The organism is Williamsia sp. SKLECPSW1 (assembly GCF_054332755.1).
Genome location: NZ_JBTGLI010000001.1, coordinates 1,198,834 through 1,224,883, shown reverse-complemented (window position 1 = coordinate 1,224,883; position 26,050 = coordinate 1,198,834). Strand labels below are relative to the sequence as shown.

Annotated in this window: 22 protein-coding genes, 1 tRNA gene, 1 pseudogene and 1 riboswitch; of the genes and pseudogenes, 12 read left to right on the top strand and 12 right to left on the bottom strand. The window is 68.2% G+C overall.

What is annotated here, in order from left to right:
- Positions 1-43: 43 nt before the first annotated feature.
- Both ACXVUM_RS05460 and ACXVUM_RS05455 read left to right on the top strand, forming a co-directional pair.
- Positions 44-1,627 carry a sensor histidine kinase gene (locus tag ACXVUM_RS05460; RefSeq protein WP_458522786.1) on the top strand — a complete coding sequence of 528 codons (1,584 nt, stop codon included), beginning with the start codon at positions 44-46 and terminating at the stop codon, positions 1,625-1,627.
- On the top strand, positions 1,624-2,334 hold the full coding sequence (locus ACXVUM_RS05455) for a response regulator (protein ID WP_458520826.1): 711 nt from the start codon (positions 1,624-1,626) through the stop codon (positions 2,332-2,334). Before ACXVUM_RS05460 ends, ACXVUM_RS05455 begins: the two co-directional genes overlap by 4 nt.
- A 107-nt stretch (positions 2,335-2,441) precedes the next feature.
- On the opposite strand, the gene ACXVUM_RS05450 is transcribed toward ACXVUM_RS05455, so the two are convergent.
- Both ACXVUM_RS05450 and ACXVUM_RS05445 read right to left on the bottom strand, forming a co-directional pair.
- Complete coding sequence (locus tag ACXVUM_RS05450; protein WP_458520825.1) at positions 2,442-3,641, bottom strand: lipase family protein; 1,200 nt, start codon at positions 3,639-3,641, stop codon at positions 2,442-2,444.
- A gap of 373 nt (positions 3,642-4,014) precedes the next feature.
- On the bottom strand, positions 4,015-4,176 hold the full coding sequence (locus tag ACXVUM_RS05445) for a calcium-binding protein (RefSeq protein WP_458520824.1): 162 nt from the start codon (positions 4,174-4,176) through the stop codon (positions 4,015-4,017).
- A gap of 49 nt (positions 4,177-4,225) precedes the next feature.
- On the opposite strand from ACXVUM_RS05445, the gene ACXVUM_RS05440 reads away from it, so the two are divergent.
- Positions 4,226-5,266, top strand: a complete 1,041-nt coding sequence (locus ACXVUM_RS05440) for a tyrosine-type recombinase/integrase (protein ID WP_458520823.1) — start codon at positions 4,226-4,228, stop codon at positions 5,264-5,266.
- 70 nt (positions 5,267-5,336) lie between these two features.
- Here the strand turns inward: ACXVUM_RS05440 and ACXVUM_RS05435 are convergent, their stop codons facing one another.
- From ACXVUM_RS05435 to ACXVUM_RS05420, 4 genes are all read right to left on the bottom strand, one after another.
- Entirely contained in the window at positions 5,337-6,695 is a 1,359-nt protein-coding gene (locus ACXVUM_RS05435) for an SEFIR domain-containing protein (protein ID WP_458520822.1), read from the bottom strand.
- Positions 6,696-6,749: 54 nt separating this feature from the next.
- Positions 6,750-7,301, bottom strand: coding sequence for a hypothetical protein (locus ACXVUM_RS05430; RefSeq protein ID WP_458520821.1), 552 nt, complete (start codon positions 7,299-7,301; stop codon positions 6,750-6,752).
- Positions 7,302-7,345: 44 nt separating this feature from the next.
- Positions 7,346-8,323 (bottom strand): hypothetical protein, encoded by a 978-nt coding sequence (locus ACXVUM_RS05425; protein WP_458520820.1) that lies wholly within the window; start codon positions 8,321-8,323, stop codon positions 7,346-7,348.
- A gap of 200 nt (positions 8,324-8,523) precedes the next feature.
- Positions 8,524-8,597 (bottom strand) — tRNA-Gly (locus tag ACXVUM_RS05420).
- An 80-nt stretch (positions 8,598-8,677) separates the two neighbouring features.
- Here ACXVUM_RS05420 and ACXVUM_RS05415 point away from each other — a divergent pair.
- The 3 genes from ACXVUM_RS05415 (at position 8,678) to ACXVUM_RS05405 (ending at position 12,047) form a co-directional block, all read left to right on the top strand.
- The gene (locus ACXVUM_RS05415; protein ID WP_458520819.1) at positions 8,678-9,724 is read left to right on the top strand and encodes a PHP domain-containing protein; all 1,047 of its coding nucleotides are present in this window, start codon (positions 8,678-8,680) and stop codon (positions 9,722-9,724) included.
- A gap of 295 nt (positions 9,725-10,019) precedes the next feature.
- On the top strand, positions 10,020-10,589 hold the full coding sequence (dcd, locus tag ACXVUM_RS05410) for a dCTP deaminase (protein ID WP_458520818.1): 570 nt from the start codon (positions 10,020-10,022) through the stop codon (positions 10,587-10,589).
- Between the two features lie 123 nt (positions 10,590-10,712).
- Positions 10,713-12,047, top strand: a complete 1,335-nt coding sequence (locus tag ACXVUM_RS05405; protein WP_458520817.1) for a UDP-glucose dehydrogenase family protein — start codon at positions 10,713-10,715, stop codon at positions 12,045-12,047.
- 9 nt (positions 12,048-12,056) lie between these two features.
- On the opposite strand, the gene ACXVUM_RS05400 is transcribed toward ACXVUM_RS05405, so the two are convergent.
- On the bottom strand, positions 12,057-12,857 hold the full coding sequence (locus tag ACXVUM_RS05400) for a MerR family transcriptional regulator (RefSeq protein ID WP_458520816.1): 801 nt from the start codon (positions 12,855-12,857) through the stop codon (positions 12,057-12,059).
- Between the two features lie 34 nt (positions 12,858-12,891).
- Between ACXVUM_RS05400 and ACXVUM_RS05395 the strand changes: the two genes are divergently transcribed.
- The 5 genes from ACXVUM_RS05395 to ACXVUM_RS05375 all read left to right on the top strand — a co-directional run bounded on the left by ACXVUM_RS05395 (position 12,892) and on the right by ACXVUM_RS05375 (position 18,797).
- Positions 12,892-13,863 carry an alpha/beta hydrolase gene (locus tag ACXVUM_RS05395; RefSeq protein ID WP_458520815.1) on the top strand — a complete coding sequence of 324 codons (972 nt, stop codon included), beginning with the start codon at positions 12,892-12,894 and terminating at the stop codon, positions 13,861-13,863.
- A complete protein-coding gene (locus ACXVUM_RS05390) occupies positions 13,844-14,728 on the top strand; it encodes an SDR family NAD(P)-dependent oxidoreductase (protein WP_458520814.1) in 885 nt (294 codons plus the stop codon). Before ACXVUM_RS05395 ends, ACXVUM_RS05390 begins: the two co-directional genes overlap by 20 nt.
- 2 nt (positions 14,729-14,730) lie before the next feature.
- Entirely contained in the window at positions 14,731-15,648 is a 918-nt protein-coding gene (locus tag ACXVUM_RS05385) for a ferritin-like domain-containing protein (protein WP_458520813.1), read from the top strand.
- Positions 15,645-17,138, top strand: coding sequence for a flavin-containing monooxygenase (locus ACXVUM_RS05380; RefSeq protein WP_458520812.1), 1,494 nt, complete (start codon positions 15,645-15,647; stop codon positions 17,136-17,138). Before ACXVUM_RS05385 ends, ACXVUM_RS05380 begins: the two co-directional genes overlap by 4 nt.
- Positions 17,139-17,213: 75 nt before the next feature.
- A complete protein-coding gene (locus ACXVUM_RS05375; protein ID WP_458520811.1) occupies positions 17,214-18,797 on the top strand; it encodes a hypothetical protein in 1,584 nt (527 codons plus the stop codon).
- A gap of 22 nt (positions 18,798-18,819) precedes the next feature.
- On the opposite strand, the gene ACXVUM_RS05370 is transcribed toward ACXVUM_RS05375, so the two are convergent.
- On the bottom strand, positions 18,820-19,395 hold the full coding sequence (locus tag ACXVUM_RS05370) for a TetR/AcrR family transcriptional regulator (protein ID WP_458520810.1): 576 nt from the start codon (positions 19,393-19,395) through the stop codon (positions 18,820-18,822).
- Between the two features lie 105 nt (positions 19,396-19,500).
- Here ACXVUM_RS05370 and ACXVUM_RS05365 point away from each other — a divergent pair, with 105 nt between their 5' ends.
- Positions 19,501-21,105, top strand: coding sequence for an MFS transporter (locus ACXVUM_RS05365; protein WP_458520809.1), 1,605 nt, complete (start codon positions 19,501-19,503; stop codon positions 21,103-21,105).
- Here the strand turns inward: ACXVUM_RS05365 and ACXVUM_RS05360 are convergent.
- The 4 genes and pseudogenes from ACXVUM_RS05360 to ACXVUM_RS05345 all read right to left on the bottom strand — a co-directional run bounded on the left by ACXVUM_RS05360 (position 21,006) and on the right by ACXVUM_RS05345 (position 25,620).
- The gene (locus tag ACXVUM_RS05360; RefSeq protein WP_458520808.1) at positions 21,006-22,157 is read right to left on the bottom strand and encodes a PDR/VanB family oxidoreductase; all 1,152 of its coding nucleotides are present in this window, start codon (positions 22,155-22,157) and stop codon (positions 21,006-21,008) included. The genes ACXVUM_RS05365 and ACXVUM_RS05360 overlap by 100 nt on opposite strands.
- A complete protein-coding gene (locus ACXVUM_RS05355; RefSeq protein WP_458520807.1) occupies positions 22,154-23,068 on the bottom strand; it encodes a metal-dependent hydrolase in 915 nt (304 codons plus the stop codon). The genes ACXVUM_RS05360 and ACXVUM_RS05355 overlap by 4 nt, the downstream gene beginning before the upstream one ends.
- An 11-nt stretch (positions 23,069-23,079) precedes the next feature.
- Positions 23,080-24,846, bottom strand: coding sequence for an SDR family oxidoreductase (locus tag ACXVUM_RS05350; protein ID WP_458520806.1), 1,767 nt, complete (start codon positions 24,844-24,846; stop codon positions 23,080-23,082).
- A 62-nt stretch (positions 24,847-24,908) separates the two neighbouring features.
- A pseudogene (locus ACXVUM_RS05345) lies at positions 24,909-25,620 on the bottom strand (MgtC/SapB family protein).
- Between the two features lie 52 nt (positions 25,621-25,672).
- Positions 25,673-25,847: riboswitch (M-box (ykoK) riboswitch) on the bottom strand.
- Between the last annotated feature and the right edge of the window lie 203 nt (positions 25,848-26,050).

Genomic DNA, 26,050 nt, shown 5'->3' with positions numbered 1-26,050 from the left:
GGTTGCATTTCGTTCACAGGAGGTCGCAACGGTGAAGCGCCTGATGCCGCGCTCACTCGCAGGGCAGGCGTTCCTGCTGCAGATCGTGGCGATCGTCGTGCTGGTGGCGGCCGCGGGATCGCTGGCCGCGTGGGACGCCCGGCGCGACGAGGAGCGCGCTGCGCGCGAGGAGGTCGTCGCCGTGGCGGTGTCGCTGGCCGACGCGCCGTCGACCGCGCAGGCGGTCACCTCCGGTGCGGCCACCGCGCGGCTGCAGCCGCTCACCGAACTGGTCCGACGAGAGACGGGGATGGCGTTCATCACGATCATGGCGCCGGATCGGACGCGGTACACGCACACCAACCCCGCGCTGATCGGTGGACAGTTCGTCGGGACCATCGCGCCGGCTCTCGCGGGCCGCATCTTCACCGAGACCTCCACCGGCACACTCGGACCCTCGATCCGCGCGGTCGCGCCGGTGCGGGACACCGACGGTCGCATCGTCGGGCTCGTCGCGGCCGGGATCACGTTGTCGACGCTGGCCGATCGGTGGGTGCAGCAGCTGCCTCTCATCGGGTTCGTCGTCCTGCTTCTGCTCGTGGTGTCGTTGGCCGGGACGTGGGCGGTGCGGCGACGTCTCCTGCGCCAGACGCGCGGGCTCGCTCCCGAGGACCTGCGCGTCATGTACGACCACCACGACGCGGTGCTGCACTCGGTGCGGGAAGGGCTGGTCGTGATGGAGGGGGGTGTGCCGGTGCTGGTGAACGACGAGGCGCGACGACTGCTGCAGATCGCGGGGACCGACGCCGAGATGCCCACGTTCGTCACCGAGCGCCGGGAGATCCGCGACGAGGTGCACGTCGTCGGGGACCGCGTCCTGGTGGTCAACCGGGTCCGGATGGTGCATCGCGACGGTGAGCGCAGCGCCGTCGTGACGTTGCGCGACCGCACCGAATTGCAGGGCGCACTGGGCGAACTCGACTCGATGCGCGTGTTCGCCGAGTCCTTGCGGGCCGCCGCCCACGAGTCCGCGAACCGGCTGCACACGGTCATCGGACTCATCGAGATCGGACGGTCCGAGGAGGCCGTGCAGTTCGCGACGACGGAACTCGAACTGTCCCAACATCTCGTCGACCGGTTGACCGCGGCGGTCGCCGAGCCTGCGCTGGTGGCGTTGCTCCTGGGCAAGGTGGCCCAGGCCGACGAGCGGGGGGTGGCGTTGACGGTGACCGAGGAGAGCCGCCTCGACGACGCGGAGCACGCGCCGCTCACCGGCCACGAGATGATCACCGTCGCAGGAAATCTCATCGACAACGCACTCGACGCCTGCGACCGCGACGATCCCTGGGTGGAGGTCACCGTGCGCGAGGAGTCGGACGGGTTGGTGATCCGTGTCGCCGACAGCGGGCCCGGGATGGATGCCGAGGAGTTCGCTCGCGCGCGCACCCGCGGTTACTCGACGAAGCCTGTCGAGGACGGGTCGCCGGCGGGTGGTCGGGGACTGGGACTGGCGTTGGTGTCGCAGATCGTGGACAGACACGGCGGGACCATCACCGCCGAGGTCACCTACGGGTCGGTGGTGACCGTCGTCGTCCCGTCGGCGGCCGATCGGGCCACGCGGTCGGGTAGAGAAGCAGTGCGCGCGTGACCGATCCGATCCGGGTGCTCATCGTCGAGGACGAGCCGCTCATCGCGCAGGCGCATGAGGCCTACGTCGAACGGCTGTCGGGATTCGTCGTGGTCGGCGTCGCGGGCACGGCGCAGACCGCGCTGCGTGCGGTGGCGCGGTGCGCGGCGCAGGACACCCCGGTCGACGTGGTCCTGCTCGACATCGGTCTGCCCGACGCGAGCGGTATCGAGCTCGCATCGGCGTTGACGGGACAGCGCCCGGTCCCCGACATCATCGCCATCACCTCGGAGCGGGACCTGTCGGTGGTGCGGTCCGCGGTGGCACACGGTGTGCTGCTCTACCTGTTGAAGCCCTTCACGTTCGCGGCCTTTCGGGACAAGCTCGAGCGCTACCGCGAATATCGCGCCGCGCTGCCCGCCGGCACCGACGCGGTGGGGCAGTCGGAGGTGGACCGCGCGATGGCCGTGCTGCGGGGCGCGGACGAGCGTGCTGCCGCCCCGACCGGCGCCGCGGCCGCGACCGCCGAGCAGATCGGTCGTCGGGTGCAGGACAGCGCCGAGGGGTTGACCGCCGGCGAGGCCGCGACCGCGTCGGGGATCTCGCGGGTCACGGCCTGGCGGTACCTCGAACGCCTCGCCGACGACGGATTGGTCACGCGCACCACCGAATACGGCCGGACCGGCCGGCCGCAGATCCGCTACAGCTGGAAGGTCCGCAACCAGTAGCGCGTCCGCTCCCGATGTCCCGGGCGGTGTTCGCGCGGGGTCGCCCCATGACGCGCGACTGCCCCGACGCGATGGCGCCGGGGCAGTCGATCAGACGTGGGTCGGGGTCAGCCGAACGTGCACCCCTGCACCGGCGGCTTCCCGGCGAACCGGTCGGACAGCCAGTCGAAGGCCCGCTGGAAACCGCTGATCCCGCCGGCGACGTGGCCGAACGTGGACCCTCCGATGAGTCGGATCGGGAACGGGATCTCCTGGTACTCCAGGGACTCCGGGCCCTTCTCACACCACTTCGAGTACAGCTCGCGCCCCTGGACGACGGGGATCGTCGGGTCGTCGGGGTTCGAGGTCAGGAGCACGGGCACGGTCGGCTTGATGTTGCCGAGATCCTGCTCGTGCACGTACTTGCTGAGAACCGGGTCGGCCGAGACGATCTCACCGAACGACTTGTGCGAGACCGTCCAGTCGCGGGTGCTTGGCTTGCCGCGTGCGGAAGTCAGCACGATGCACTCACCGGATAGCTGCTGCATCGTCTGCTTGCCGTACGCGTTCAGGACGGTCGAGATCCGCTCCTTGAACTCGGGGTAGCGGTAGGACGCACCATTGAGGGCGTACCCGATGACCCCGCCGAGGCGGTTGCCGTCGAGGTAGTTCATCTCACGCAGCAGGTCGGCCGGGACGCCACCGGCGTAGACGCCGACGACCGGCAGCTCCGGGGCGTAGGTGCCGACGAGCTCGGCGGCGGACGCGGCGGCGCCACCACCCTGCGAGTACCCGGCGATCGCGACCTTCGCGTCCGGGGACACCTCGGGCAGCTTCAGCGCTGCGCGGGCGGCGTCGATGACGGCGTGGCCCTGGTCGACGCGGATGCCGAAGGTGTGGGTGCCGGGTGTGCCGCCGCCCATGTAGTCGCTGGAGACGACGCCGTATCCCTTGGCGACGAGGTTCAGCGTGATGACCTGCTCGATCTCGGCCATCGGGCCGCCGGGCAGGCTGAAGGTCACGCCCTCCTGGAGCAGCTTCGACGCCGCGCACTGGTCGCCCTGGCCGTGGAGCCCGCCGGCGTAGGAGACGACGGGACGCGCGCCCGGTCCGGTCCACGGTTTCGTGGGCTGCAGGTAGTAGCCGGTGACCGCGATCGGTGCGCCGTTGGCGTCGATCGACAGGTACATGATCCGCGTGGCCTTGGCCGGGATCGGGCCGGTCGGGCTCGGGATGGTGATCGCGGTGGGCAGCGGTTGCGATCGGATGATGTCGCCGGGCTTGCCGGCGGGCAGCGGGCTCGGCGGGGTGTAGAAGGACTCACTCACCGGTGATGCTGCAGGTGTCGGTACGGCCGGTGCCGGGGCGGCGTGCGCCGTCCCCACCGTCGCTGTGGCCACCACTGTCGCTGTCGCCACGCCCACACACACCGTGCGCAGGCGTCGCATGACTGATCGATCGAACTCCACGTTGCCCTGTCCCCCACGTAGTCAGCTGTTGCTCGCCGGAACTATAGGGGACTTCGCGGGCAGGAGTGTCCGGGGTCACGGTTCGTTGTGACGATGCCCGACATCACGCCTCATCCGTCGTGCTCCTGCGTCCTCGACGACCGCGCAAACCCGCCGAGCGGGCCACAACCACCCGCCGAGCGGACCACAACAACGCACCGAGCGGGCGGGAACCCGGCGTCGGCCCGTGCGGTCAGCAGGGCGACGGTTCACCGATCTTGACGGCACCCAGGTCCGCATCGCCCTCCCCGATGGGGGTGCCTGCCGCGGGACTCTGCTCGACGACGATCCAGTTGCGGTCCAGCACCTGTCGCCGTCCCTGCCCGGTCGCGTCGTGACTGCGGGAGAAGAACACCACCCGCCGTGTACGCCAACCTGCTCAGCCCGAAGAAGCGCGCGATCGAATGACAGACGAGTCGGCGGCGGACCGCTGCGTGGGCACGCTCGGCATCGACGCGATTCTCGGCGGCTACCCGCTGAACGCGATCCGTCGCGAGGACGTCTCGGACTGGGTCGACGCGCTGGTGCAGGCGGGCAAGAAGCCGAGCACCGTGCGGCACGCCTACTTCCTGGTGCGGATGGTGCTGGCGCAGGCGGTCGCCGACGGACGACTGACGGCGAACGCCGCCGACTACGTGCGGCTGCCCGGCGAGCACGCCGCGACCGGAGGCACGCCGGGCGTCGTCGACGACCCGGAGCAGTTCCTGACCTCTGCGCAGGTTGCCGCACTCGTCGCCGCGACGCCGCGCCCGTTCGACGTCTACGTGCACGTAGCGGCCTGGGCCGGACTGCGCGCGGCGGAGCTGGCCGGGCTGCAGGTCGGCGACGTCGAGCTACCCGCCCGTCCGATCAACTCGAATCTGCGCCCGAAGCCGGGCGTCTTGCGCGTCGAGCGCACCGTGCAGGCGGTCGACGGAACGCTGACCTACGCGGCACCGAAGACGCGCGGCAGCCGACGCCGAGTGCCCCTCCCGGCCGCGACGGTCGAGCTGCTCCGGGAGCACCTCGCCGCGCACCCGCGCGCCGACGAACCGGACGCGCCGCTGTTCCCGGCGGTGCAGCTCGTCGCCGAGCGACCGACCGGCGTCCGACGCAAGGGCGAGCAGACCGCGCAGGCGAAGGCCCGACGGCAGGCGGACGCACTGGCCGGCCTGGACCGAGCCGACGCGGAAGAACGGCTGCAGCTCGACTGGTCGCAGCCGCTGCGGCACCAGACGTTCTACAAGAATGTCTTCCGGCCCGCGGTGCTGCGCGCGAACCGCACCACCGACCGACGGACCGCCCTGGCCGACGACCTACGTTTCCATTCCCTCCGGCACACCTACGCGAGCCTCTGCGTCGCGGCGGGCATCTCTCCGCTGGAGATCGCGAGGTTCATGGGGCACTCGAAGGTGACGACGACGCTGACCGTCTACGCGCACCTTTTTCGAGGACGACCACGCTGACGCGATGGGGGCTCTGGGTGCGGTCAGCTGACGGCCGGTTCTACGGCAAAGGCGGCAGGGGCCCTCACCATTACAACGGGTCGTTTGGCTGTCGAATCGTATTTCCTTCAAGCGGAAATTTGTCGAAAGTAGGCGGCCACCCTGGCTTAGCGATTCGATCATTGAATCCTGCGTAAAACCACTTTCGAAGCTTCCGGCGCATAATTAGGACCACGGATTCGACTTCGGAACCTGGCTCCCATGTGAAAGCCTCGCCGCGAGTCGGCATCAGGATCACCATCTCGTATTCAAGGTTGTGACGACGGATCTTCTCTGCCGCGCCCCAATCTTCCACGTCCACTGCGACGAACATCGCCTGCAGCTCACCCAAAGTGGTGGCTAGGAAAGCATCGGCGAGAGGTCCACGCGGGTCGAGCCCTGAAAGCGATGTGGCGAGCTCGTCGTGATCCAGCCCTACCAGATCTGCATGTTGGGCATTTGAGCTTATCCAGGCCTGCGCAAGGGTGAGGCGCATGTCGCGGTCAATCCTTGTCCAGGCCTCACGAATGTCTCCTGCTTGGATTAATCCAATAAGCTCGTACGACGCCGCCACGGCACTGTCGGGTCCAAAATGTGATTGCAGAACGGTGAGAACATTTGCCATCTCGCGCTTGGTGTCCTCGTACACAGCACTGCTCGGGCCATACTCCAGTGCAACCTGAAGCGCTTCCAATGCGCGGTTGTATTGAGCCGAGTTGAAGAGAACCATTCCGAGATTGAACGCGGCGCGCGCAGCGAGGCGCGGGTTGTCCGACGATGCAAGAAGCGTCAGTTCCGTTACCGCGGCCTCCTCATCAGCATGCGCCTTCTGTACTGCGGCAGAGATCGAGTCTACATTTGGCTCTGCGTCGGAGTGGTGATCTGCGTCAGAAAGCCCGCTGCCTACTGGGACTGGCAAGACTAGCGGTACCCGTTTCAGCTGATGTAGAAGCTGCCGCAATTTCTCTTGAGAAAAACCCGTAACCTGATGATAATTTGTTTCGCTCAGCGGAAACGGAATAAAACTTTGATCGTCCTTATTGAAAATCACCGGGATAAACTTCACATGGCCGCCAAACGAGTTGTAAACCTGGCTCGTTATGACAGCGCCCTCCCAGGCCGCGCCCTTCCCGCGGCCAGCCTCTTCGCGCTGCTTAAAACGGCGGGCATACGTTTCGGTAACTACAACTAGTACGAAGTCGCTCTCTTCGATTTGTTCGACCATCCAAGACGGCCAATATGCGGGCGGGTTGTGCATCACAAACTGATCGAAGTGTGCGTCGATACCGTAAGCGCGTAGCGCTTGGACGAGGTCGAGCACCGCCTGCTTGTGTTCACTGGAGTCATGGCTGTAGGAGACAAAGCAGGTAGGAGGCCTACTTGCACCCCCGTCGGACGCGTTCACACTCACGTGATCCCTCCTGAGGTGACACGAGTAGACGTGCCGGCGAGTTCTCGGTTGTGTCTACAGTGAGCCGCGTCGGACAAAGCCGTTCACTCCATTCGGCACTCGATTGACCTGAACGTAGGCGGCATACAGTCGAATTATTGTCGCTACAAAGAGAACGGCAACGAAAGTGAGCAGTGCTGCAATTATGCCACTAAATGCACGATTTATAGTTTGACTGCCGGGGCAGATTGGGTAGTTCATTGCGATAATTATGGTTATTGCGCTAAGAAGCGATGCCAGAGCAGCGGTAAGAACATGTGGGACTGCCTCATCCAGATTTCGCTTGGCATCCTCCGCTGCCTGGTGGGCCTCATCTCTGTCTGTGAGTTTGAGCCGGAGATTCATCAGCACACCCGCCGTGCTTAGAAGGCCTCCCATGAGCAGTGCGATACCCGATAGAACCGCGGATGGGGCGACGAAACGCCAACCCAAGGCAAGTGAGAGCGCCCCGATTGCGATAGGTAGGCCCCACATGACTAGTCGTGCGATCCAGTCGATCTGCTTGCCGTTCACGAGCGTCTTGGCATGCCCACGCAGAACCGGTAGCGGGTTCGTCCTCGCGGTCATCGCTGGCTCCCTCGATCTACCACCCGGTTACGCAGACCACTACCTCACGACGTCGTCGAGAGAAGAGCCGGAAGGCCGGTGGGCCAACCTGACAGGTTCAGCCCCATCCCAGACTGCAAGCCTAGGCTCACCATCTTATCGTGCACCTTGCGGTAGAACTCGTCGGTTTGTCGCTGCTCAGTGGTGTTGTCGTAAGTGAAGAGCTCATCGTAGGCATCCGGTGCGACATGTTGGACCTGGCCCTCGTGCCTGACCTTGATGTAGCAGTCGTCGAAGTGGACGTCGTCGATCTCCGGCCCCACGAGCGCTCGCGCCTCTTGGATCCCGTCCGCCTTGGTCCTTCGTTCTCGGGCCCACACGCGCGCGATGCCAAGCGCCTCTTCTTTGCGCCAGATAGGCGCATTGAGCCGATATGCAACGGCGTCAGGCAGTCCATTTCCTGGAGAGAAATGCTCAGTTAGCACCAATTCAGTCGGATCGCCGCTCCTCAAAAGACTGCTTACTTGGGCACTATCTGTCATCTGGTCAAAACGCATGCGGCAATGCTTTGAGTCACGCCCGGCAGCGGCGTCGATTTGTGCCTGCTGCTCTGACCACCGGCTGCTCCAATGGCGCAACGGTTGTACCGGACAGCTACGTGATATCACTTCAAGCGCGAGCACGCCTTCGAGTTCACTGGGCGGTAAAACAAAAACGCCTCGGAATTGTCGCCGGGGGGCGAGGTGCGTGATGGATACGTCCGCCGCCCCAGGCGCGGCGCTCATTGCGTCGCGAAATCCGTCGTTCTTACCGGAAGAAAGGCCGAAGAATAGCGCCATTCCTTGTGCGCGCACCCAGTCAAGACGAACTATTCGACTATTGGGGTCGAGTGGAAGTGGATTTCCTGCATCATCAAATGCGTCGCGCGGGTTCTCGTGATGCTTAATTCCTAGCTGGCGCTCAAAGGATCGCAGCAGATGACTTGGGAAGTGGCCCCACGTTGGGTCGTCGAAAGCAACCGGGGTGTTGCCCGTGCCGTTCATTCTCTCAGCCTTGTGAAGTCTGTATCCGTACTGCGCCATTATTTCCCCGCCTCGTGGCCGCCACGCATCTGAACACAACCTCTATCACGGACAGCACGTTAGGCGCGGCAACACGCCTACAGGCGGCCGAATCGTGCGGCCCCTGTGCGGCCCCGAATGCGCCGCGATACTTCGGAAGGAGGCATTTGCCCTGGTAGGCGTGGAGCCGATGACGGGAATCGAACCCGCGTATTCAGCTTGGGAAGCTGATGTTCTGCCATTGAACTACATCGGCGTGCGCCCTCGAGCGCGTCGCAAGACTAGCAAACCGCCGGTCAGGACCGTACGACCGACGTCGTCGTCCACACTGGTCGCATGCGTGCAGCACCAACCCCGCAGGCACCGATGTCGCCGCGCGACGCACTGCGTCGTATTGCCTTCCTGCTGGAACGCAACCGGGAGAGCAGCTATCGGGTCGAGGCGTTCCGAAGGGCGGCTGGCGCCGTCGAGCAGCTCGGTGAGGACGAGGTGGCCGACCGGGTACGGCGTCGCACCATCTCGTCGGTGTCGGGTATCGGGAAGACGACGGCCGCGGTGATCGAGCAGGCGGTGGCGGGGGAGGTCCCGTCGTACCTGGCGTCGCTCGCGGAGTCGGCGGGTGCGCTGACCGATGGTGGCGACGATCTGTATGCGGCGGTCGTCGGCGACCTGCACGCGCACTCCGACTGGAGCGACGGCGGGGCTCCCATCGACGAGATGGCGGCGGCGGCGATCCAGCTCGGTCAGGAGTGGCTCGCGATGACCGACCATTCGCCGAGACTGCGTGTGGCGAACGGTCTGTCGGTCGAACGGCTGACTCGACAGCTCGACGTGATCGACGCTCTGAACGCCGATCTCGACGGCGAACTGACCGTGCTCACCGGGATCGAGGTCGACATCCTCTCCGACGGGGCGCTCGACCAGACCGACGAGATGCTCGACCGCCTCCAGGTCGTCACGGCGTCGGTGCACTCCGAGCTGAAGATGGACGCCGGCCCGATGACCCGCCGGATGATCGCCGCGGTCCGCGATCCGCGGGTACGGGTACTCGGGCACTGCACCGGCCGCCGGGTGACGGGTGGCCGCGGTCAGCGCCCGCAGTCGAAGTTCGACGCGGAGGCGGTGTTCACGGCGTGCGTCGAGTCGAACACCGCGGTCGAGATCAACTCCCGCCCCGAACGCGTCGACCCGCCCGACGAGCTCATCGAACTGGCCCGTGACCTGGGGTGCCTCTTCGCGATCGACTCCGACGCGCACGCCCCCGGTCAACTCGACTTCAAGCACCTCGGGTGCGAACGCGCAGAACGCCTGGGCATCGACGCCGACCGCATCGTGACCACCTGGCCGCTCGACCGGATCACGGAGTGGCTCGCCGATCGCTGACGGGCGCGCCCACGCCTGCGGGAGACGCTCCGCTTCTGGCGCCATCGCTCCACGTGCAGGGCGACCGTCGGACAGTCGCTCCACTTGTTGAAGGACGCTCCGCCTGCAGACGGAGCGTTCTTCGACAAGTGGAGCGGGAACCCTGGAGGTGGAGCGTCGCCCCTGTGGCTGGAGCGGGAACCCTGGAGGTGGAGCGTCGCCCCTGTGACTGGAGCGGAAAGCCTGGAGGTGGAGCGTCGGCCCCGCAGGTGGAGCGGGAACCCTGGAACCGGAGCGCTCGACTAGCGTGCAGTCCATGCTTCTCTCCGACCGCGACATCCGCGCCGAACTCGGCAGCGGTCGCCTCGCCGTCGAGCCGTTCGACGCCGCGCTGGTCCAGCCGTCGAGCATCGACGTCCGGCTCGACAGCCTGTTCCGGGTCTTCAACAACACCCGCTACACCCACATCGACCCGGCGCAGCAGCAGGACGAGCTGACGACGTTGGTCGAGCCGCCGTCGGGGGAGCCGTTCGTGCTGCACCCGGGTGAGTTCGTCCTCGGATCCACCCTCGAGGTGTGTTCGCTCCCCGACGACCTCGCCGGCCGCCTCGAGGGCAAGTCGTCGCTCGGTCGCCTCGGCCTGCTGACGCATTCGACGGCGGGGTTCATCGACCCCGGGTTCACCGGTCACATCACCCTCGAGCTGTCCAACGTGGCGAATCTCCCGATCACGCTGTGGCCCGGCATGAAGATCGGTCAGCTCTGCCTCATCCGCCTCTCGAGTCCCGCCGAGAACCCCTACGGCAGTGCGGGCGTCGGTTCGAAGTACCAGGGGCAGCGCGGGCCCACGCCGTCGAAGGCGTACCTGAACTTCGTTCGCGACTGATCCAGGATCGGCAGGACCGTGTCACGTGCTCGTAACGTGATGCTCGACGGGCGTTCATCCGACCGGCTGACGTGAGGCTCTCTGGTTGACCCTCAACCGCTTTCATCGCGTACGGTACGGCTCATGAAGGTGACGGTCTTCGGCTGCGGATACCTGGGGGCCACCCACGCCGCGTGCATGGCAGAGCTGGGTCACGAGGTGCTCGGTGTCGACGTCGACGCCGACAAGATCGCGATGCTGTCCGACGGGCGCGTCCCGTTCTACGAGCCCGGCCTGCCCGAGGTGCTGCAGCGCAACCTCGACTCGGGGCGTCTGCACTTCACCTCCGACTACGACGAGGCCGCGGCGTTCGCGTCCGTGCACTTCCTCGGTGTCGGGACCCCGCAGAAACGCGGTGAGTACGCGGCCGATCTCCGCTACGTCTTCGCCGTGGTCGACGAACTCGTGTCCCGCCTGCAGGGTTCACACCTGCTGATCGGTAAATCGACTGTGCCCGTGGGTACGTCGGTGGAGATCAAGAAGCGGATCGCCGCCTCGGGCACCGACGCCGACATCGAGGTGGCCTGGAACCCGGAGTTCCTGCGCGAGGGGTTCGCGGTCAAGGACACGCTCCATCCCGACCGCATCGTCCTCGGACTCGACCCCGAGGGCGACACCGCCGCGGTCACCGCGCAGGTGGAGGAGATCTACGCGACGATCCTCGCGGAGGAGACGCCGTTCCTCACCACCGATCTCGCGACCGCAGAGATGGTCAAGGCCTCGGCCAACGCCTTTCTCGCGACGAAGATCTCGTTCATCAACGCGATCAGCGAGGTGTGCGAGGCGGCAGGCGCCGACGTGTCGGTCCTCGCCGACGCGATCGGGTACGACCAACGCATCGGACGCAAGTTCCTCAACGCCGGACTGGGTTTCGGCGGCGGCTGCCTCCCCAAGGACATCCGGGCGTTCATGGCGCGAGCCGGCGAACTCGGCGCGGCACCGGCATTGACCTTCCTCCGCGAGGTCGACTCCATCAACATGCGACGACGCGCCCGCATGGTCGAGTTGGCGACGAAAGCCTGCGGCGGAAGCCTTCTCGGGTCGAACGTGGCCGTCCTGGGATGCGCGTTCAAACCGGAGAGTGACGACGTCCGCGACTCGCCGGCCCTGAACGTCGCCGGCCAGTTGCAGCTCCAGGGTGCCGGTGTCAGCGTCTACGACCCCAAGGCGATGGACAACTCGCACAAGCTGTTCCCGACCCTCGGTTACTCCGACTCGGTGTCGCAGGCATGCGAACTGGCCGACGCGGTGCTCGTACTCACGGAGTGGAAGGAGTTCGTCGAACTCAAGCCCGCGGATCTCGAGCCGGTCGTGCGCAAGAAGGTCATCGTCGACGGACGACGCTGTCTCGACCCGGCGGTGTGGATCCACGCCGGCTGGGAGTACCACGGCCTCGGCGGCACCCCGCGGGTCGTCTGACGACCCTGCTCAGCTCGCGGCGTCGTCCGGCGTCTGCGTGAGGTAGTCCTTCAACTCCATGCGCAGCGCGCGATCGAGGGCGCGGTTGAGCGCGTTGTGCGCGGCCTTCGTCGCCGTGGCACGCATCTCGGTCATGAGAACCGCGGCCCACTCCGATTCCTCGTCGCCCTGCGGGACCCAGCCCTCGCCGCGGCGGGAGACGAACTCGTCGCGAGCCGCGGAGATCAGCGTGCCGGCCGCCCCGTCGACCTGGTCCTCGAGCTTGCCGAACACCTCGATGATCGACGTCAACGACAGGCCGAGGTCCACCAGACGCCCGATGCCGTGCACGGTGTCGCGGTCGAGGATGACGTAGTCCGACCCACGGCCGACCTTCTTCACCAGGTTGATGCGCTCGAGGCCGGCCAGCGCCTCGTCGTCGGCGGTCCCGACGATGGTGCGCAGCTCGTCGGCGGTGACCTTCTCCGACGTCGCGGTGGACCACGGTTCGGCGAGGATCTCGTCGACGCCCAGCACCTGCGCGAGATCGTCACCGCGCTGCATCCCCCGGATGAAGTCGGCGATGTGGCGCGCGGTGAACCCCCGCTTGAGGAGGTTGTTGATCATGGTCAACCGCGCGAGGTGGAGATCGGTGTAGATCGCGATGCGCCCACGCTTGACCGGCCGGGGCAGCAGCCCACGGTCCTGGTATCCGCGCACGTTGCGGGTGGTGGTCCCGGCCGCGCGGGCGAGGTCGTCGATCCGGTACTCGGTCATGGCAGAGGAGAACGATACCGACAACAGGCCGTGCTCCATCCCTGATTGTGCCATTGACAAATGGCACTGTGAATGATGGTGTGTCCCGGTGAGCCCATCTCAACGATCGCGGTGGCTCGCCGCGTCGACAGCCTTGTGGCTGCGTCCCCTCGCCCAGGTCATCCCGGCCAACCGCCCGGGCGTGCTCCTCGCCCGCGGTGTCGTCGCCACGGCGATGCGCATCGGCGGGGGCCTTCCCGCCGGGACGCACATCGACCGCGTCGACGCCACCGGCCCCGACGGTTCCCGCGTGCGGGGCGAATGGGTCCGGGCGGCGGCGACGTCGGGTGCGCGGCCGGTCATCCTCTACGTGCACGGCAGCGCGTTCTCCATCTGTTCGCCCGCGACCCACAGGTCGATGGTCGCGCGCCTGTCCCGTGAGACGGGACTGCCGGCGTTCACCGTCGACTACCGGTTGGCCCCCGAGCACCGCCATCCCGCCGCCTCCGACGACGTCGCCGCGGCCTACCGGTGGCTGATGTCCCTCGGCTACACACCTGCCGACATCGTCCTGGCCGGCGATTCCGCGGGCGGCCATCTCATCCTGGAACTGCTGTCGGACAACGCCCGATCGGGTCGACCGCAGCCGTCGGCGGTGGTGATGATGTCGCCGTTGATCGACCTGACGCTGGGTCTCGCGGAGCAGCGCGAACGCATCCGGCGTGACCCGATGATCTCCGCTGCGGCGGCTCGGGCCCTCGTCGACCACTACATCCGCGACGTCCGCGACGACCCCCGCCTCGTGCTGAGGGTCGATCCCGCGCACCCGCTGCCGCCGACGCTGATCCAGGCCGGCGGAGCCGAGATGCTCTGTGCCGACGCTGAACACGCCGCCGAGATGATCCGACGGGCAGGTGGCCCCTGTCGGCTGTCGGTGTGGCCGGGACAGATGCACGTGTTCCAGGCGTTCCCGCGCCTCGTCCCCGAGGCCGACCGCGCGCTGGCGGAGGCCGCGCAGTTCATCACCCGGGTTCTCGCCGAACCCAGAGAGGACGTCGCCGATGTTCGGCTCGCCAACTGACCGACGAACCCAGGCCGCACGCGCCGTCGTCACCGGCGCCGGCAGCGGCATCGGCCGCGCGTTCGCCGTCGAGCTCGCCCGACGCGGCGGCACGGTGATCTGCGCCGACATCGACGCCGACCGTGCGAAGGAGACCGTCGCACTGATCGAGAAGGGCGGACAGGGATCCGGCCATGCCGTCTTCTGTGACGTCTCGCGGACCGAGGACATCGACGCGCTCGCCGATCTCGCAGAGGACCACTTCGGAGCCCCGACGTCACTGATGATCAACAACGCCGGCGTCGGCATCGGTGGCCGCCCGGTCGGCGAGATCGGACTCGAGGACTGGCAGTGGGCCCTCGGCATCAACCTCTGGGGCATGGTCTACGGCTCCGAACGGTTCCTGGCCCAGTTGCGGCGTTCGGGCCGAGCGGGTCTGATCAACGTCGCCTCCACCGCGGCGTTCTCCGCAGCGCCGTCGATGGCGGCCTACAACGTCGGCAAGGCGGGGGTGCTCGCTCTGTCGGAGACCATCGCCGCCGAGTCCGGTGGATCCGATCTCGCCGTCACCGTGTTGTGCCCCACCTTCGTCAAGACCAACGTCGCCGTGGACGGCCGGATCGCCGGTGGCGCATCGCAGCTCGCGCAGAGCGTCATGCGGTGGACGGGCATGTCGGCGGACAAGGTGGCCCGCACCACCCTCGACGCCCACGACCGCGGTCGGCTCTACGTCGTCCCGCAGCCCGACGCCCGACTGATCTGGGCGGCGAAACGTCATCTCCCGCGCACCTACACCGCAGGCCTCGGGGTGCTCAACCGCGCCCTGCCGGCCCTCGATCGACTGTCCGGACCATCGACCCCCGCACCGACCAGAACTGGAGTGTGACCATGCCCATCGTTCTCGAGGACATGCTGCAGACCATCAAGGACCGCCAATGGGCCCTTGCCGACATCGATTGGGACGCACCGGGTGCGGAACTGATCACCGAGGAGATGAAGCCGAAGCTCAAGGCGTTCATGGCCGACCTCGTGTGGATCGAGAACGTCGGCGCTCGTGGATTCGCCGCGCTCGCGAAGAAGGCGCCGGACCCGACTCTCGCTGAGATCTACCGCTATTTCCACGCGGAGGAGCAGAAGCACGCCAACGCCGAACTCGCGTTGATGCGCCGGTGGGGGATGCTCGACGACGACGAGGTCCCCGAGCCCAACATCAACATCCGACTGGCCATCGAGTGGCTCGACCGCTACTCGGACTCGGTGTCGTTGTCGGTGCTGGGCACCGTCATCCCGATGCTCGAGGTCGCGCTCGACGGCGCCCTGCTCAAGTTCCTGCTCGAGGAGGTCGACGACCCGATCTGTCACGCCGCCTTCAAGAAGATCAACAACGACGAGTCGCGCCACCTCGCTGTCGACTTCTTCGCACTCGACATGATCGGTCAGGCGCGGGCCCGAAAGCTCCTCATCGAATCGGTCGGCGCCGTCGTCAGTCCTGCCGTGCTCGTCGGCGCGCTCATGTACATCCCGTTGCTGAACAAGATGCGCGACAACATCGTGGCGATGGGCCTCAAGGAAGAACGACTGTACGACGCGATGAAGCGTTTCAAGAACAACGGTGAGCGTGGCGCCGCCAAGAAGGTCATGACCTACCAGGTGCTGAAGGTGCACGCAGGCTGGGTCATCGACCGCGGACACCCGTACCACCTGTTCGCCGACGCGATGGTGAAGATCACCGACAAGTATCCGCGTCGACTCCTTCGGCCACAGCCCACGTGGTCGAAGGAACTCACCTACGAGCCGATCGCATGACCGGCCACATCTATCAGGCGGCGATCGTCGGCGCCGGCTTCGCCGGTATCGGCACCGCGATCCGCCTGCAGCAGGAGGGCATCGACGACCTCGTCGTGCTCGAACGCTCCGACCGGCCCGGCGGGACCTGGCGCGACAACACCTATCCCGGTGCGGCGTGCGACATCCCGTCGCGGTTGTACTCGTACTCCTTCGCCCCCAACCCGGGGTGGAGCCGGACCTACTCGGGCAGTGCAGAGATCCTCTCCTACATCCAGAGGATGGTCGACGACCACGATCTGGACAGCGTGATCCGCTACGGCGCCACCGTCACCGACCTCACGTTCGACGAGCCCGCGGGCCTGTGGCGGATCTCGGTGGGCGGCGCCGAGCCCGTGCTGGCACGGACCGCCGTCGTCGCCTCGGGACCCCTGTCGACGCCGGGATACCCGGACATCCCGGGGATCGACGAGTACACCGGCAAGCGGATGCACAGCGCCGCATGGGATCACGACTACGACTTCACCGGGAAGAAGGTCGGTGTGATCGGCACCGGCGCGAGCGCGGTGCAGATCGTGCCCGAGCTCGTCGAGAAGGCCGCGTCGGTCGCGGTGTTCCAACGGACACCGGGATGGGTGCTGCCGCGGTTCAACCCCGAGGTCGGTGAGACCACGAAAGAGCTCTACCGCAGGGTGCCCGCCCTCCAGTCGCTCGCACGGGCCGCCTGGTTCGCCGGACACGAGTCGGTGGCCCTCGGTGTGGTCTGGAAGTCCCCGGCGACCCGCCTCGTCGAGGCGGTGTCGAAGCTGAACATGCGTCTGCAGGTGCGTGACCCGTGGATGCGCCGCCAGCTCACACCCGACTTCCGCGCGGGGTGCAAGCGGCTGCTGATGACGAGCAGGTACTACCCGGCCCTGCAGGCGTCGAACTGCACGCTGATCACGTGGCCGATCGCGAAGATCGTGGAGCGTGGCGTCCGGACGGTCGAGGGGATCGAGCACCGCTTCGACTGCCTCGTGTTCGCGACGGGGTTCGAGGTCTCCAAGCAGGGCTCGCCGGTCCCGATCACCGGTCGTGACGGCCGTGTGCTGTCCGACGAGTGGAGCCGGGGTGCGTACGCCTACAAGAGCTTCGCGGTGTCGGGGTACCCGAACCTCTACATCACGTTCGGGCCGAACTCGGGTCCCGGCCACAGTTCCGCGCTGGTCTACATGGAGGCGCAGATCGAGGCCATCGTCACCGCGGTCCGCACCGTCGTCGACCGGGACCTCGCTGTCCTCGACGTCGAGCAGGGCGCCCAGGACCGCTACAACGAGACGATCCAACGTCGACTGCAGCGCACGACGTGGAACTCGGGGTGCCAGAGTTGGTATCTGACCGAGGACGGGTTCAACGCCACGATGTATCCCGGGTTCGCCAGTCAGTACGTGGCGCAGATGCGGACGGTCGACTTCGGGCGCGATTTCACCGCGGTGGCCCGGCGGGAGGTGGCGGTCGCCGCGAGCGGATGATCCGCCGTGACCGCCGTGTTACCTTGGCGGCGGGTGCGAGCCGGGGGGATGGTCCGTACCGCTTCCAGGGGGGTCATGTCCAGCGGGGTGAAGCAGCCGCGTTCCGGCGCGGTCATGCTCGAGGAATCGTTGCAGCGAGACATCCGACGCGCGCTCGGCGCCGCCGGGGTCGAGCAGTGCGCGGGCTTCGTGCTCGTCGAGTTCGGCGACACGGGGTTGCGTGCATCCGTCGTCGACGCGGCGACCGGCACCAGCCTCGTCGAGCACGGCAACGGTCGTCTGTGCCCACACATGATCGACCTCACACTCGCCGATCACCTGGTCCGCATCGGGCGGGTCACCCGCCCGGAGTCGACGCAATGGGCAGCCGAGCTGATCGGTCTGATGCCCGAGATCCGCGGTCGGCTGGCCGTCGCCGACGGCGCCTTCGCCATGGGTACCGACAACGTCGCCATGTTCCGCATGTCCCGCGTGGACTGCATCACCGCGCTGGAGTCCGAACTGACCGACGCGGCGACCGTCATCACGACGACGGTGCGCGAGGCCACGCTCCCCGTCGACGCGGTCGTCGTCATGCCCGACCACGAGCTGTGGCCCGGCCTGGTCGCGGAACTGTCCGACCGGCTGCCGTTGGCCGTCGTCGCGCTCGACGCCGCCACCTGTGCAGATGTCGATGTCGACGACCGTGGCCGGCACACGGCCGGTGCGGACGGGTCCGAGGACCCGACCGCGGACGAGGCGGTCGAGCCCGCTCCGGACGAGGCGGACGAGCCGACCGAGGCAGATCAGGTCGACGAGCCCGCAGCCGACGAGGCGGACGAGCCGGCGACCGATGAACCGGACGCGCCCGGGGACCCTGCGGCGGCCGCCGACGCGCCCACGGACGACACCACGACCGAGGCCGCGGACGTCGAGACGACACCGGCGGTCGCCCCGCCCGACCCGGCGACCGACGTCACACAGCCCATCTCGGTCGTCCGACCGAGACAGCCCACGGCTGATGCGGTAGAACAGGGCGGTGCAGGCTTTTTCACCGGATCACCGCTGGTGCCGGCGGACGGCCGGCGGTCTGCGATCCCGACGCCCGGGGCGCCTGTCATCGATCGACCGACGGCCGTCCGGGAGGCGGAGGCCCGTGTCGTCGCGACCGGCGATCAGGACGTCGTCCGGACCGATCCGACCCTGTCTGAGTTCCCGATGACCGGGCCGCGGAGCTACGCGCCACCGGGGGGCGTGTCGGGACGGGCCACCGGACCCGGGGCGCGCCGTCGTCTCGCCCTCGGTGCCGTCGCGGTCGGGGGTGCGGTGGTTCTCGGTGGGGTCATCCTGGCCGTGCCGTGGATGATCACCGGTTCCGCGTCGGCGCCCGCCGCGGTCGGCTTCACCACGGCGCCTGCGTCCCCGTCCACCCCCGCCGCGTCGGCGGCCTCGGGTCAGCCGACGCCGGCACAGCCACCCGCCGCGTCGCAGTCGATCCGTCCGCCGATCGACACCCGGGCGGCCCGGGTACCGGTGGTGCCGTACATCGCGCCTCCACCGGTGACGTCGGACTACGTCGCACCCGCGCGGCCGGGCCGTCCGGCCCCGAGGCCGGCACCTCCGCGGCGACGCACGATCCCCAACCCGATCCCCGGCCTGCCGCCGATCGTCCTGCCCTGAGCAGAGCCGATCGCCGCGCGGATCACACCGCCGCGCAACCCCGTTCGATCATGTCCAGCACGGCCTCGAACACCTGCTCCCCGCCGACGGACACCGACGGGGGAGACGAACCGTCGATCTCGAGGCTCACCGCTCCGTGGACCGCGGACCAGACCACCATCGTCAGCTCCATCGGGTCGTCGTCGCGGACGATCCCCGCGGCCTGGCCGTACCGGATCAACTCGGTGAGCGCGCCCAACGCCGCGTCGCCGGCGTCGCCGGGGTCGCACTCGCCGGAGAACATCAGGCGGTAGAGGGTGGGGTTCGCGAGCGCGAACGTGCGGTAGTTGCGACCCGCCGTCCGCAGGCGGATCACGGGATCGGAGTCCGGCGAGGCGACCGTGGCCGCGCGGAGGCGTTCGAAGCCGTCGGCGACGAGCGCGCTGAGCAGACCGTCCTTGCCGTCGAGGTGGTTGTAGACGCCCATCGGGGCGACCCCCGCCTCTGTCGCCACGGTCCGCACCGTGAGTGCCTTCACGCCCTGTGTGGCGAGCACATGGTGTCCCGCCGCGATGAGCGCATCCCGCACGTCGGCCGCGGGCGTCCGTCTCACTGCCACGGTTGACAGCGTACTAGAACAATGTTCTTCTGAATTAGAACAACGTCCTACAACTCTGGCATGACGTTCCACCGCCGCGACGTTCGACCGAACCGAGGAGACCCGATGACCACCTCCCGACGCTGGGCGGCCCTGGCGAGCCTGTGTCTCGCCACGCTGCTGGTGATGATCGACAACACCATCGTCAACGTGGCGCTCCCGAGCATCAGCCGCGACCTGTCCGCCACGATGTCCGACCTGCAGTGGGTGGTCGACGCCTACACCCTGGCGTTCGCCGGTCTGCTCATCACCGGCGGGCACCTGGGCGATCGCTTCGGCCGCCGGCGGATGCTGCTGGTGGGGGTCGCGGGGTTCGCGGCGATGTCGATCCCGGCTGCGCTCGCCGAGTCCACGGCGACGCTCATCGCGGCGCGCGTCGGGCTCGGTGTGTTCGCCGCGCTGGTCTTCCCGGCGACGCTAGCCCTGCTCTCCTCGGTGTTCACCGATGCCCGCGAACGGGCGGCCGCGTTCGGGATCTGGGCCGCGACGGCCGGGGTCGCCGTCGCGATCGGGCCGGTCCTGGGCGGCTGGCTGATCGAACACAGCTCGTGGGCATCGGTCTTCTGGATCAACCTGCCCGTGGCGGCGGTGGTCGCCGTCGCGATCGTCGCACTCGTCCCCGCGCCCCGACCGGCCGCGACCGGGCGTGCCGACGTGTTCGGTCTGGCGACCAGCGTGGGTGCCATGGGGCTGCTCATCTGGGCTGTCATCGAGGGGCCGCGGTACGGGTGGACCGACCTGCGCACCCTGGGCGGATTCGTCGTCGCCGCAGTACTTCTCGTCGTGTTCGTACGGCGACAACTCCGGTCGGCGCATCCTGTCCTCGATGTCCGGGTCTTCACCGACCGGCGTTTCGCCGCGGCGTCCGGGCTCATCGCGCTGGCCTTCTTCTGCCTGTTCGGCTTCATCTTCCTGGTGACCCAGTACTTCCAGGCGGTGAAGGGCTACGGGACCTTCTCGGCCGGTCTGCACACCCTCCCGTTCGCGATCGTCATGGCGGTGATCTCACCCTTGGCGATGCAGCTCGTCCGTCTCGTGGGGATCGCGCCGGTCGCGGCGGTCGGATCCCTCTTGATGGCAGGCGGTTTCGCGCTGGTCGAGATCTCGGACGCGTCCTCGTCGTACTGGGGTCTCATCGTCTGGTCGATGTCGGCGATGGCTGCGGGATTGGCCTTGATCTCCGGGCCGTGCACCCACGTCGTGATGAACTGCCTTCCCGAGGACAAGGCGGGGGCCGGCGCGGCGGTGAACGACACGACCCGCGAGTTCGGTGGGGCGTTGGGTGTCGCTGTCCTCGGGTCGGTGCTCAGTTCGGTCTACAGTGCGGGCGTCGCCGACTCGCCGGTGCTGCAACAGCTCCCGCAGGACGCACGCGAGATCGCGGGTACGTCGGTGATGGCCGGTGTGGAGGTCGCGCAGCGGACACCGGCGCAGTTCGCCGGTCCCGTCCTCGACGCTGTCCGCGACACCTTCGTCGACGGGTTGCACCACTCGGTCTGGGTGGCGGTCGCGGTCGCCGCGATCGCGGGACCGGCTGCCTACCTGGGCCTGCGGGGGACCGCGACCACCGATCAGATGTCGACGGTCAGCGAGTCCCCGTCCGCGCGGGACACGCAGGACAGCATCCAGCCCGCCTCCCGTTCCGCGGCGGTGAGCAACGTGTCCCGGTGATCGACGGCGCCGTCGAGCACGCGGGTGCGACACGTCCCGCAGAATCCCTGACGGCACGAGTACGGGACGGACGGCCGTTCCCGGCGGAGCGCGGCGAGGGTGGTCTCGTCGGCGCCCACCGGGACGGTCGTCCCCGTGGAGGCGAGGGTCACCGTGAAGGGGTGACCGTCGACGACGGGTGGTGGCGAGAACCGTTCGTGGTGCAGTTCGACGTCGCGGACGTCGCGCAGGCGATCCACGAGGGCGTCGAGCATCGGTATCGGGCCGCAGCTGTAGACCGCGGTCCGGGGCGACACGTCGGGACCGAGCAGTTCGTCGGCCGTGGGGATCCCACCGTCGTCGTCGGTCCGGACCGTCACACGGTCACCGTGCGCGAGCACCTCGTCGACGAACGGCAGCGAGTCGCGGCTGCGACCGGTGTAGACCATCGACCAGTCGAGGTCGAGACGGTCGGCGAGCTGGATCATCGGCAGGATCGGGGTGATCCCGATGCCGCCTGCGACGAACCGGAGGTGTTCGGCGCGTGAGCCGAGTCCGGGTAGTGCGAGCGGGAAGGCGTTGCGCGGCCCCTTGACCGAGAGCAGGTCGCCGACATGCAGGTCGTCGTGGACCTCCTTCGACCCACCGCCGCCGTCGGGGATGCGTCGCACCGCGATGCGGTAGTAGGTGCGGTCGGTCGGGTCGCCGCACAGTGAGTACTCGCGCATCCGGCCCGACGGCAGCATCAGATCGAGGTGGGCTCCGGCGTACCAGGGCGGCAGCTGCTCACCGTCGGCCGCCTCGAACCGCAGGGCGACGACGTTCTCGTCCTCGGCCACGACGGTCCGGTCGACGAGACGGACCTGTGTCACACCGGTGTTGACCGCGTGGTCGTCGGAGACGTGCAGACGCCGCACCACCCGTGGGTACAGGTGCGAGAACGCCGCACCGACCATCCGCATGACGGGGTCGTGACGGAACCGGCCGTACAGGTGCGGCGGGGGCGTCTCGATGTCGAGCGTCTCCAGGTCGGCGCGGCCGCGCTCGGACCGTGACGTCTCGGAGCTCGTCATCGAGTGGTCGCGCGTGTCGCCGGTGACGACGCGAGGTAGGCGACCGCCTGTGCGGTCGAACCGATCTCCTCCGGGCGGAACGACGGCCGGAAGTACGAGAACGTCGCGAGGATGATGGACCGCAGACTCGGCAGTACACCCGCCTTCGCGCCGCGGCGGTACTCGGTCCACATCGCGAGGTAGGAGTACTTGCGGTACGGGTCGCTCTTGGCGATGAAGCGGCTGCCGCGGTGCAGCAGCATGAGCAGGCCGAAGAGCGCGACGGCCATCGCCCGGGCGCGGCGGATGTAGCCGTCCCCGAAATAGGTCGCGACGTCGTGGGCGACGCTGCGGTGCTCGACCTCCTCGGCGCCGTGCCAGGTGAACAGGTCGGTCATCGCCGGGTCGGCCCCGTGCTCTCGCCAGGTGTTGTTCAGCGCGAAGTCGCCGAGGATGGCGGTGTAGTGCTCGATCGCGGCGATGAGCCACAGGCGCTCGACGAGGTCCTTGCGGCGGGCGTCGTCCTCCCAGTTCTCCTTGGGGGCCAACGCCTTGCGGAACAGCCAGCGCATCTGACGCTCGAAGGGGCGCGGGTCGACACCCTCGCGGTCGAGGAACTCCCACAGCGCCTTGTCGTGCGCCTCGGCGTGCATCGCCTCCTGGCCGATGAAGCCGCGCATGGTGGCGGCGAGTTCCTCGTCGGCGACGAGCGGCAGTGCCTCGTTGTAGGTGGTGACGAACCACCGTTCACCTTCGGGTAGCAGCAGGTTCAGCACGCTGATGACGTTCGACGCGATCGGGTGATCGGGGATCCAGTGCAGCGGTGTGTGTTCCAGATCGAAGGCCACGTTCCGGGCGTGCAGGTGCACGGGGCCGGGATCGGCGACGGCTGCGGGATCGATCGGTGTGGAGGTGGTCTTTGACACGGACATCGGTGAACTCCTCAGACCAGTTGGGTGCGGGCCATGCGGCGCGAGAGCGCCGGGACGAATCGGTAGATGCGGTATCCGACCGCGGCCTCCGGGGTCACGGGGACGACGGCGCGGTTCGTCAGGACCGCGGCCAGGATCCGGCGGGCCACCCGGTCGGGGGTGTACCCGCGACGACGGTAGGCGGCATCCATCCGGTCTTGACGTCGCTTCTGTTCCGCACCGGTCGATCCGGCGAACTCGGTGGTCGAGACGATCTTGGTGTCGACGATGCCCGGGCAGATCGCGGACACCCCGATCCGTGCGCCCGCCAGCTCGGCGCGGAGGGACTCGCTGAGCAGCAGCACACCGGCTTTGGTGGCGGCGTAGGCGCCGAGTCCCCGCTGCGGGGTGAACGCGGCCGCCGACGCGAGGTTGACGATGTGCCCGCCCTCCCCGCGGTCGACCATCTGCCGCCCGAACAGGCGGCTGCCGGTGGTGACGCCGATCAGGTTGATGTCGACCAGACGCCGGATCTGGGCGTCGGTCGCGTCGAGCAGGGAGCCGGCCAGCCCGATGCCGGCGTTGTTGACGACGATGTCGGGTACGCCGTGGTTCTTCGCGACCTCCTCGGCGAAGCTCGCGAACGCGGCGTCGTCGGAGACGTCGAGTGGGTACGCGTGCGCAGTGCCGCCGGCCGTCTCCACCGCCTCGACGGTGGTGCGGACACCGTCGAGATCGATGTCGCTGCAGACGACCTCGGCGCCGGAACGGGCGAAGAGGATCGCGGTCTCCCGGCCGATGCCGCTTCCGGCGCCGGTGATCACCGCGAGTCGACCGGCGAGCGGACCCCGGGGCCCGCTGACCGCGAGCCGGTCCAGGCTCGCCGGTGCGGATCCGGACTCGATGGCCTCGATGAACTCGGTCGCGCGGTCGGCGATGAGCTCCGGCCGTGCGTAGGGCAGCCAGTGGCCGTTGGGGAGATCGCGCCGCCACAGTCGGGACGCGTACCGGGCGGTGTTGTCGAAGATGGGTGCGCGCAGGGCGATGTCGCGGGTGTTCACCAGCTCGAGGACGGGGACATCGGTCGACCCGGGGGTGGGGTGGAACAGTCGCGGGCGGATGTTGGCGCGGTAGTACCGCAGTCCCGAGATCATGTCGCGGTGCAGCGTCGGGGAGACGGTGATCGCCGACGGCGGGGTCCCCTCCACCGCCGACAGGAACCGCCGCCACACCGGGGCCCACCCGAGGGCACCGAAGAACATCTTCGGCACGACGGGCAGCTGGAACATGACGGTGTACGCCGACGAGGCCACCTGGGACAGTGCCTGGCCGACGTTCGTCGGGGTGGGCCGCGACAGCTTCTCCCGCGCCCAGGAGCCGAGGTGGTCGAGGTTGGGTCCGGAGATCGACACGAACGACGCGATGCGCTCGGTCGCACCGGGCGTGGTCACGGCCTCCCAGGTCTGCACCGATCCCCAGTCGTGTGCGACGACGTGCGCGGGCCGGTCGGTGACGGCATCGATGACGGCGAAGAGGTCCGACGCCAGCTCGGGCAGTGCGTACGGCGCGTCACCGGCAGGGGCGTCGCTCTCGCCGTACCCCCGGGTGTCGTAGGCGACGACGTGGAACCGCTGCGCCAGCAGGGGCGCCACGTGGTCCCAGAGGTGGTGGGTGTCGGGCCAGCCGTGGACGAGGACCACGGTCGGGGCGTCGGGCACGCCCGCCTCGACGACGGCGAGCCGCACGTCACCGTTCTGCACGGTCCGAGGGCGCCAGTCCACAGGTGTTCGGTCGGTCACACAAGTAGACGTTACCAACTGTCACACCAACATGGGAAGCCCTGTCGCATTCGAGACGCCGCTCACCGGTCGCTCTCCTGCAGCACGCGCGTGTCGCGGTCCCAGCGGACGGAGCGCACGGCCGGCTCCACACCCAGTCGGGTGACGGCGGCGTCGATCCGGCCGTCGTCGCGGTGCTCGGTGGTGACCTCGACCACGATGCGGGCCGCACCGTCGCACTCCGAGACGTCGACGGCGCGGATCCGGGTGTCGCCGCCGGAGACGCCGTCGACCAGCAGCGAGCGCACCGGTCGCGCCCCGTCGGGGTCGGCGGTGACGGTGATCGTGTAGGCCGACGGTGTCTCGTCGCCGGACTCCGGGTGGCGGTCCACCGCACGGCCGAGCCGGCGGAGGACGACGTTCACCGCGACCACCGCGACGGTGCCCATCGCGGCCACCGCGTACAGGCCCGCACCGGCGAGGGCGCCGACGGCCGCCGAGCACCACAGAGTTGCCGCGGTGTTCAACCCGCGGACACCCAGACCGTCGCGGAGGATGACCCCCGCGCCGAGAAAGCCGATGCCGCTGACGATCTGGGCGGCGACCCGCGTCGGATCCGCGGTGCCGCCGGAGAACCCGTGGGCGGAGAGGACCACGAACTCCGGTCGCGCCGGTCGCGACCAGGGCGTTGGTCCGCAGCCCGGCCATCCGGGCCCGGTACTGCCGTTCGAACCCGATGAGGGTTCCCAGGCCGAGCCCGCACAGCAGGCGCAGAGCGGTGTCGAGTGTGGACATGACGGAACCTCCGTGGAGTGTCGGTGACTCACCACGTGCCGGAGCGGAAGGAGTTCGCCCCCTCGTAAGACCTTTGGCACTTCACGGCGTGGACCTCGACAGCTGTCGAGGAGCCAATCGGGGTCAACCCTTAAGCCGGGAAGACCTGTCCTGACCCGGGGCGTCTCTGGACGTTTGGGGTCGCTGGCGTGTTTCCGTTGAAGGAGCCTCAGCGAACGATGGCACCTTGCGGAGCACAGTGAACCCCACCCGCCGCGGGTCCGCAAGGTCGTTGTGAGCGTGTGACCACCACGGGCAGAACGGGTCTGAGCCCGGATTGCCGCCTTCACGGATACGTCGACGCCGCGTGGTGCCCGCTCACGGCGTGCCCGGCGTCGCGTCGGGGCCGACGTCGACAGGGGTGTTCTCTCAGGTCCGATCGGTAGCATCC

Excerpts from the sequence above, each read along its gene's own strand:
- ACXVUM_RS05365 (WP_458520809.1), top strand. The coding sequence starts at position 19,501 with ATGACCACCTCCCGACGCTGGGCGGCCCTGGCGAGCCTGTGTCTCGCC.
- ACXVUM_RS05380 (WP_458520812.1), top strand. The coding sequence starts at position 15,645 with ATGACCGGCCACATCTATCAGGCGGCGATCGTCGGCGCCGGCTTCGCC.
- ACXVUM_RS05360 (WP_458520808.1), bottom strand. The coding sequence starts at position 22,157 with ATGACGAGCTCCGAGACGTCACGGTCCGAGCGCGGCCGCGCCGACCTG.
- dcd (WP_458520818.1), top strand. The coding sequence starts at position 10,020 with ATGCTTCTCTCCGACCGCGACATCCGCGCCGAACTCGGCAGCGGTCGC.
- ACXVUM_RS05460 (WP_458522786.1), top strand. The coding sequence starts at position 44 with ATGCCGCGCTCACTCGCAGGGCAGGCGTTCCTGCTGCAGATCGTGGCG.
- ACXVUM_RS05385 (WP_458520813.1), top strand. The coding sequence starts at position 14,731 with ATGCCCATCGTTCTCGAGGACATGCTGCAGACCATCAAGGACCGCCAA.
- ACXVUM_RS05355 (WP_458520807.1), bottom strand. The coding sequence starts at position 23,068 with ATGTCCGTGTCAAAGACCACCTCCACACCGATCGATCCCGCAGCCGTC.
- ACXVUM_RS05425 (WP_458520820.1), bottom strand. The coding sequence starts at position 8,323 with ATGAACGGCACGGGCAACACCCCGGTTGCTTTCGACGACCCAACGTGG.
- ACXVUM_RS05375 (WP_458520811.1), top strand. The coding sequence starts at position 17,214 with ATGTCCAGCGGGGTGAAGCAGCCGCGTTCCGGCGCGGTCATGCTCGAG.
- ACXVUM_RS05415 (WP_458520819.1), top strand. The coding sequence starts at position 8,678 with ATGCGTGCAGCACCAACCCCGCAGGCACCGATGTCGCCGCGCGACGCA.
- ACXVUM_RS05440 (WP_458520823.1), top strand. The coding sequence starts at position 4,226 with ATGACAGACGAGTCGGCGGCGGACCGCTGCGTGGGCACGCTCGGCATC.
- ACXVUM_RS05400 (WP_458520816.1), bottom strand. The coding sequence starts at position 12,857 with ATGGCACAATCAGGGATGGAGCACGGCCTGTTGTCGGTATCGTTCTCC.
- ACXVUM_RS05390 (WP_458520814.1), top strand. The coding sequence starts at position 13,844 with ATGTTCGGCTCGCCAACTGACCGACGAACCCAGGCCGCACGCGCCGTC.
- ACXVUM_RS05405 (WP_458520817.1), top strand. The coding sequence starts at position 10,713 with ATGAAGGTGACGGTCTTCGGCTGCGGATACCTGGGGGCCACCCACGCC.
- ACXVUM_RS05430 (WP_458520821.1), bottom strand. The coding sequence starts at position 7,301 with ATGACCGCGAGGACGAACCCGCTACCGGTTCTGCGTGGGCATGCCAAG.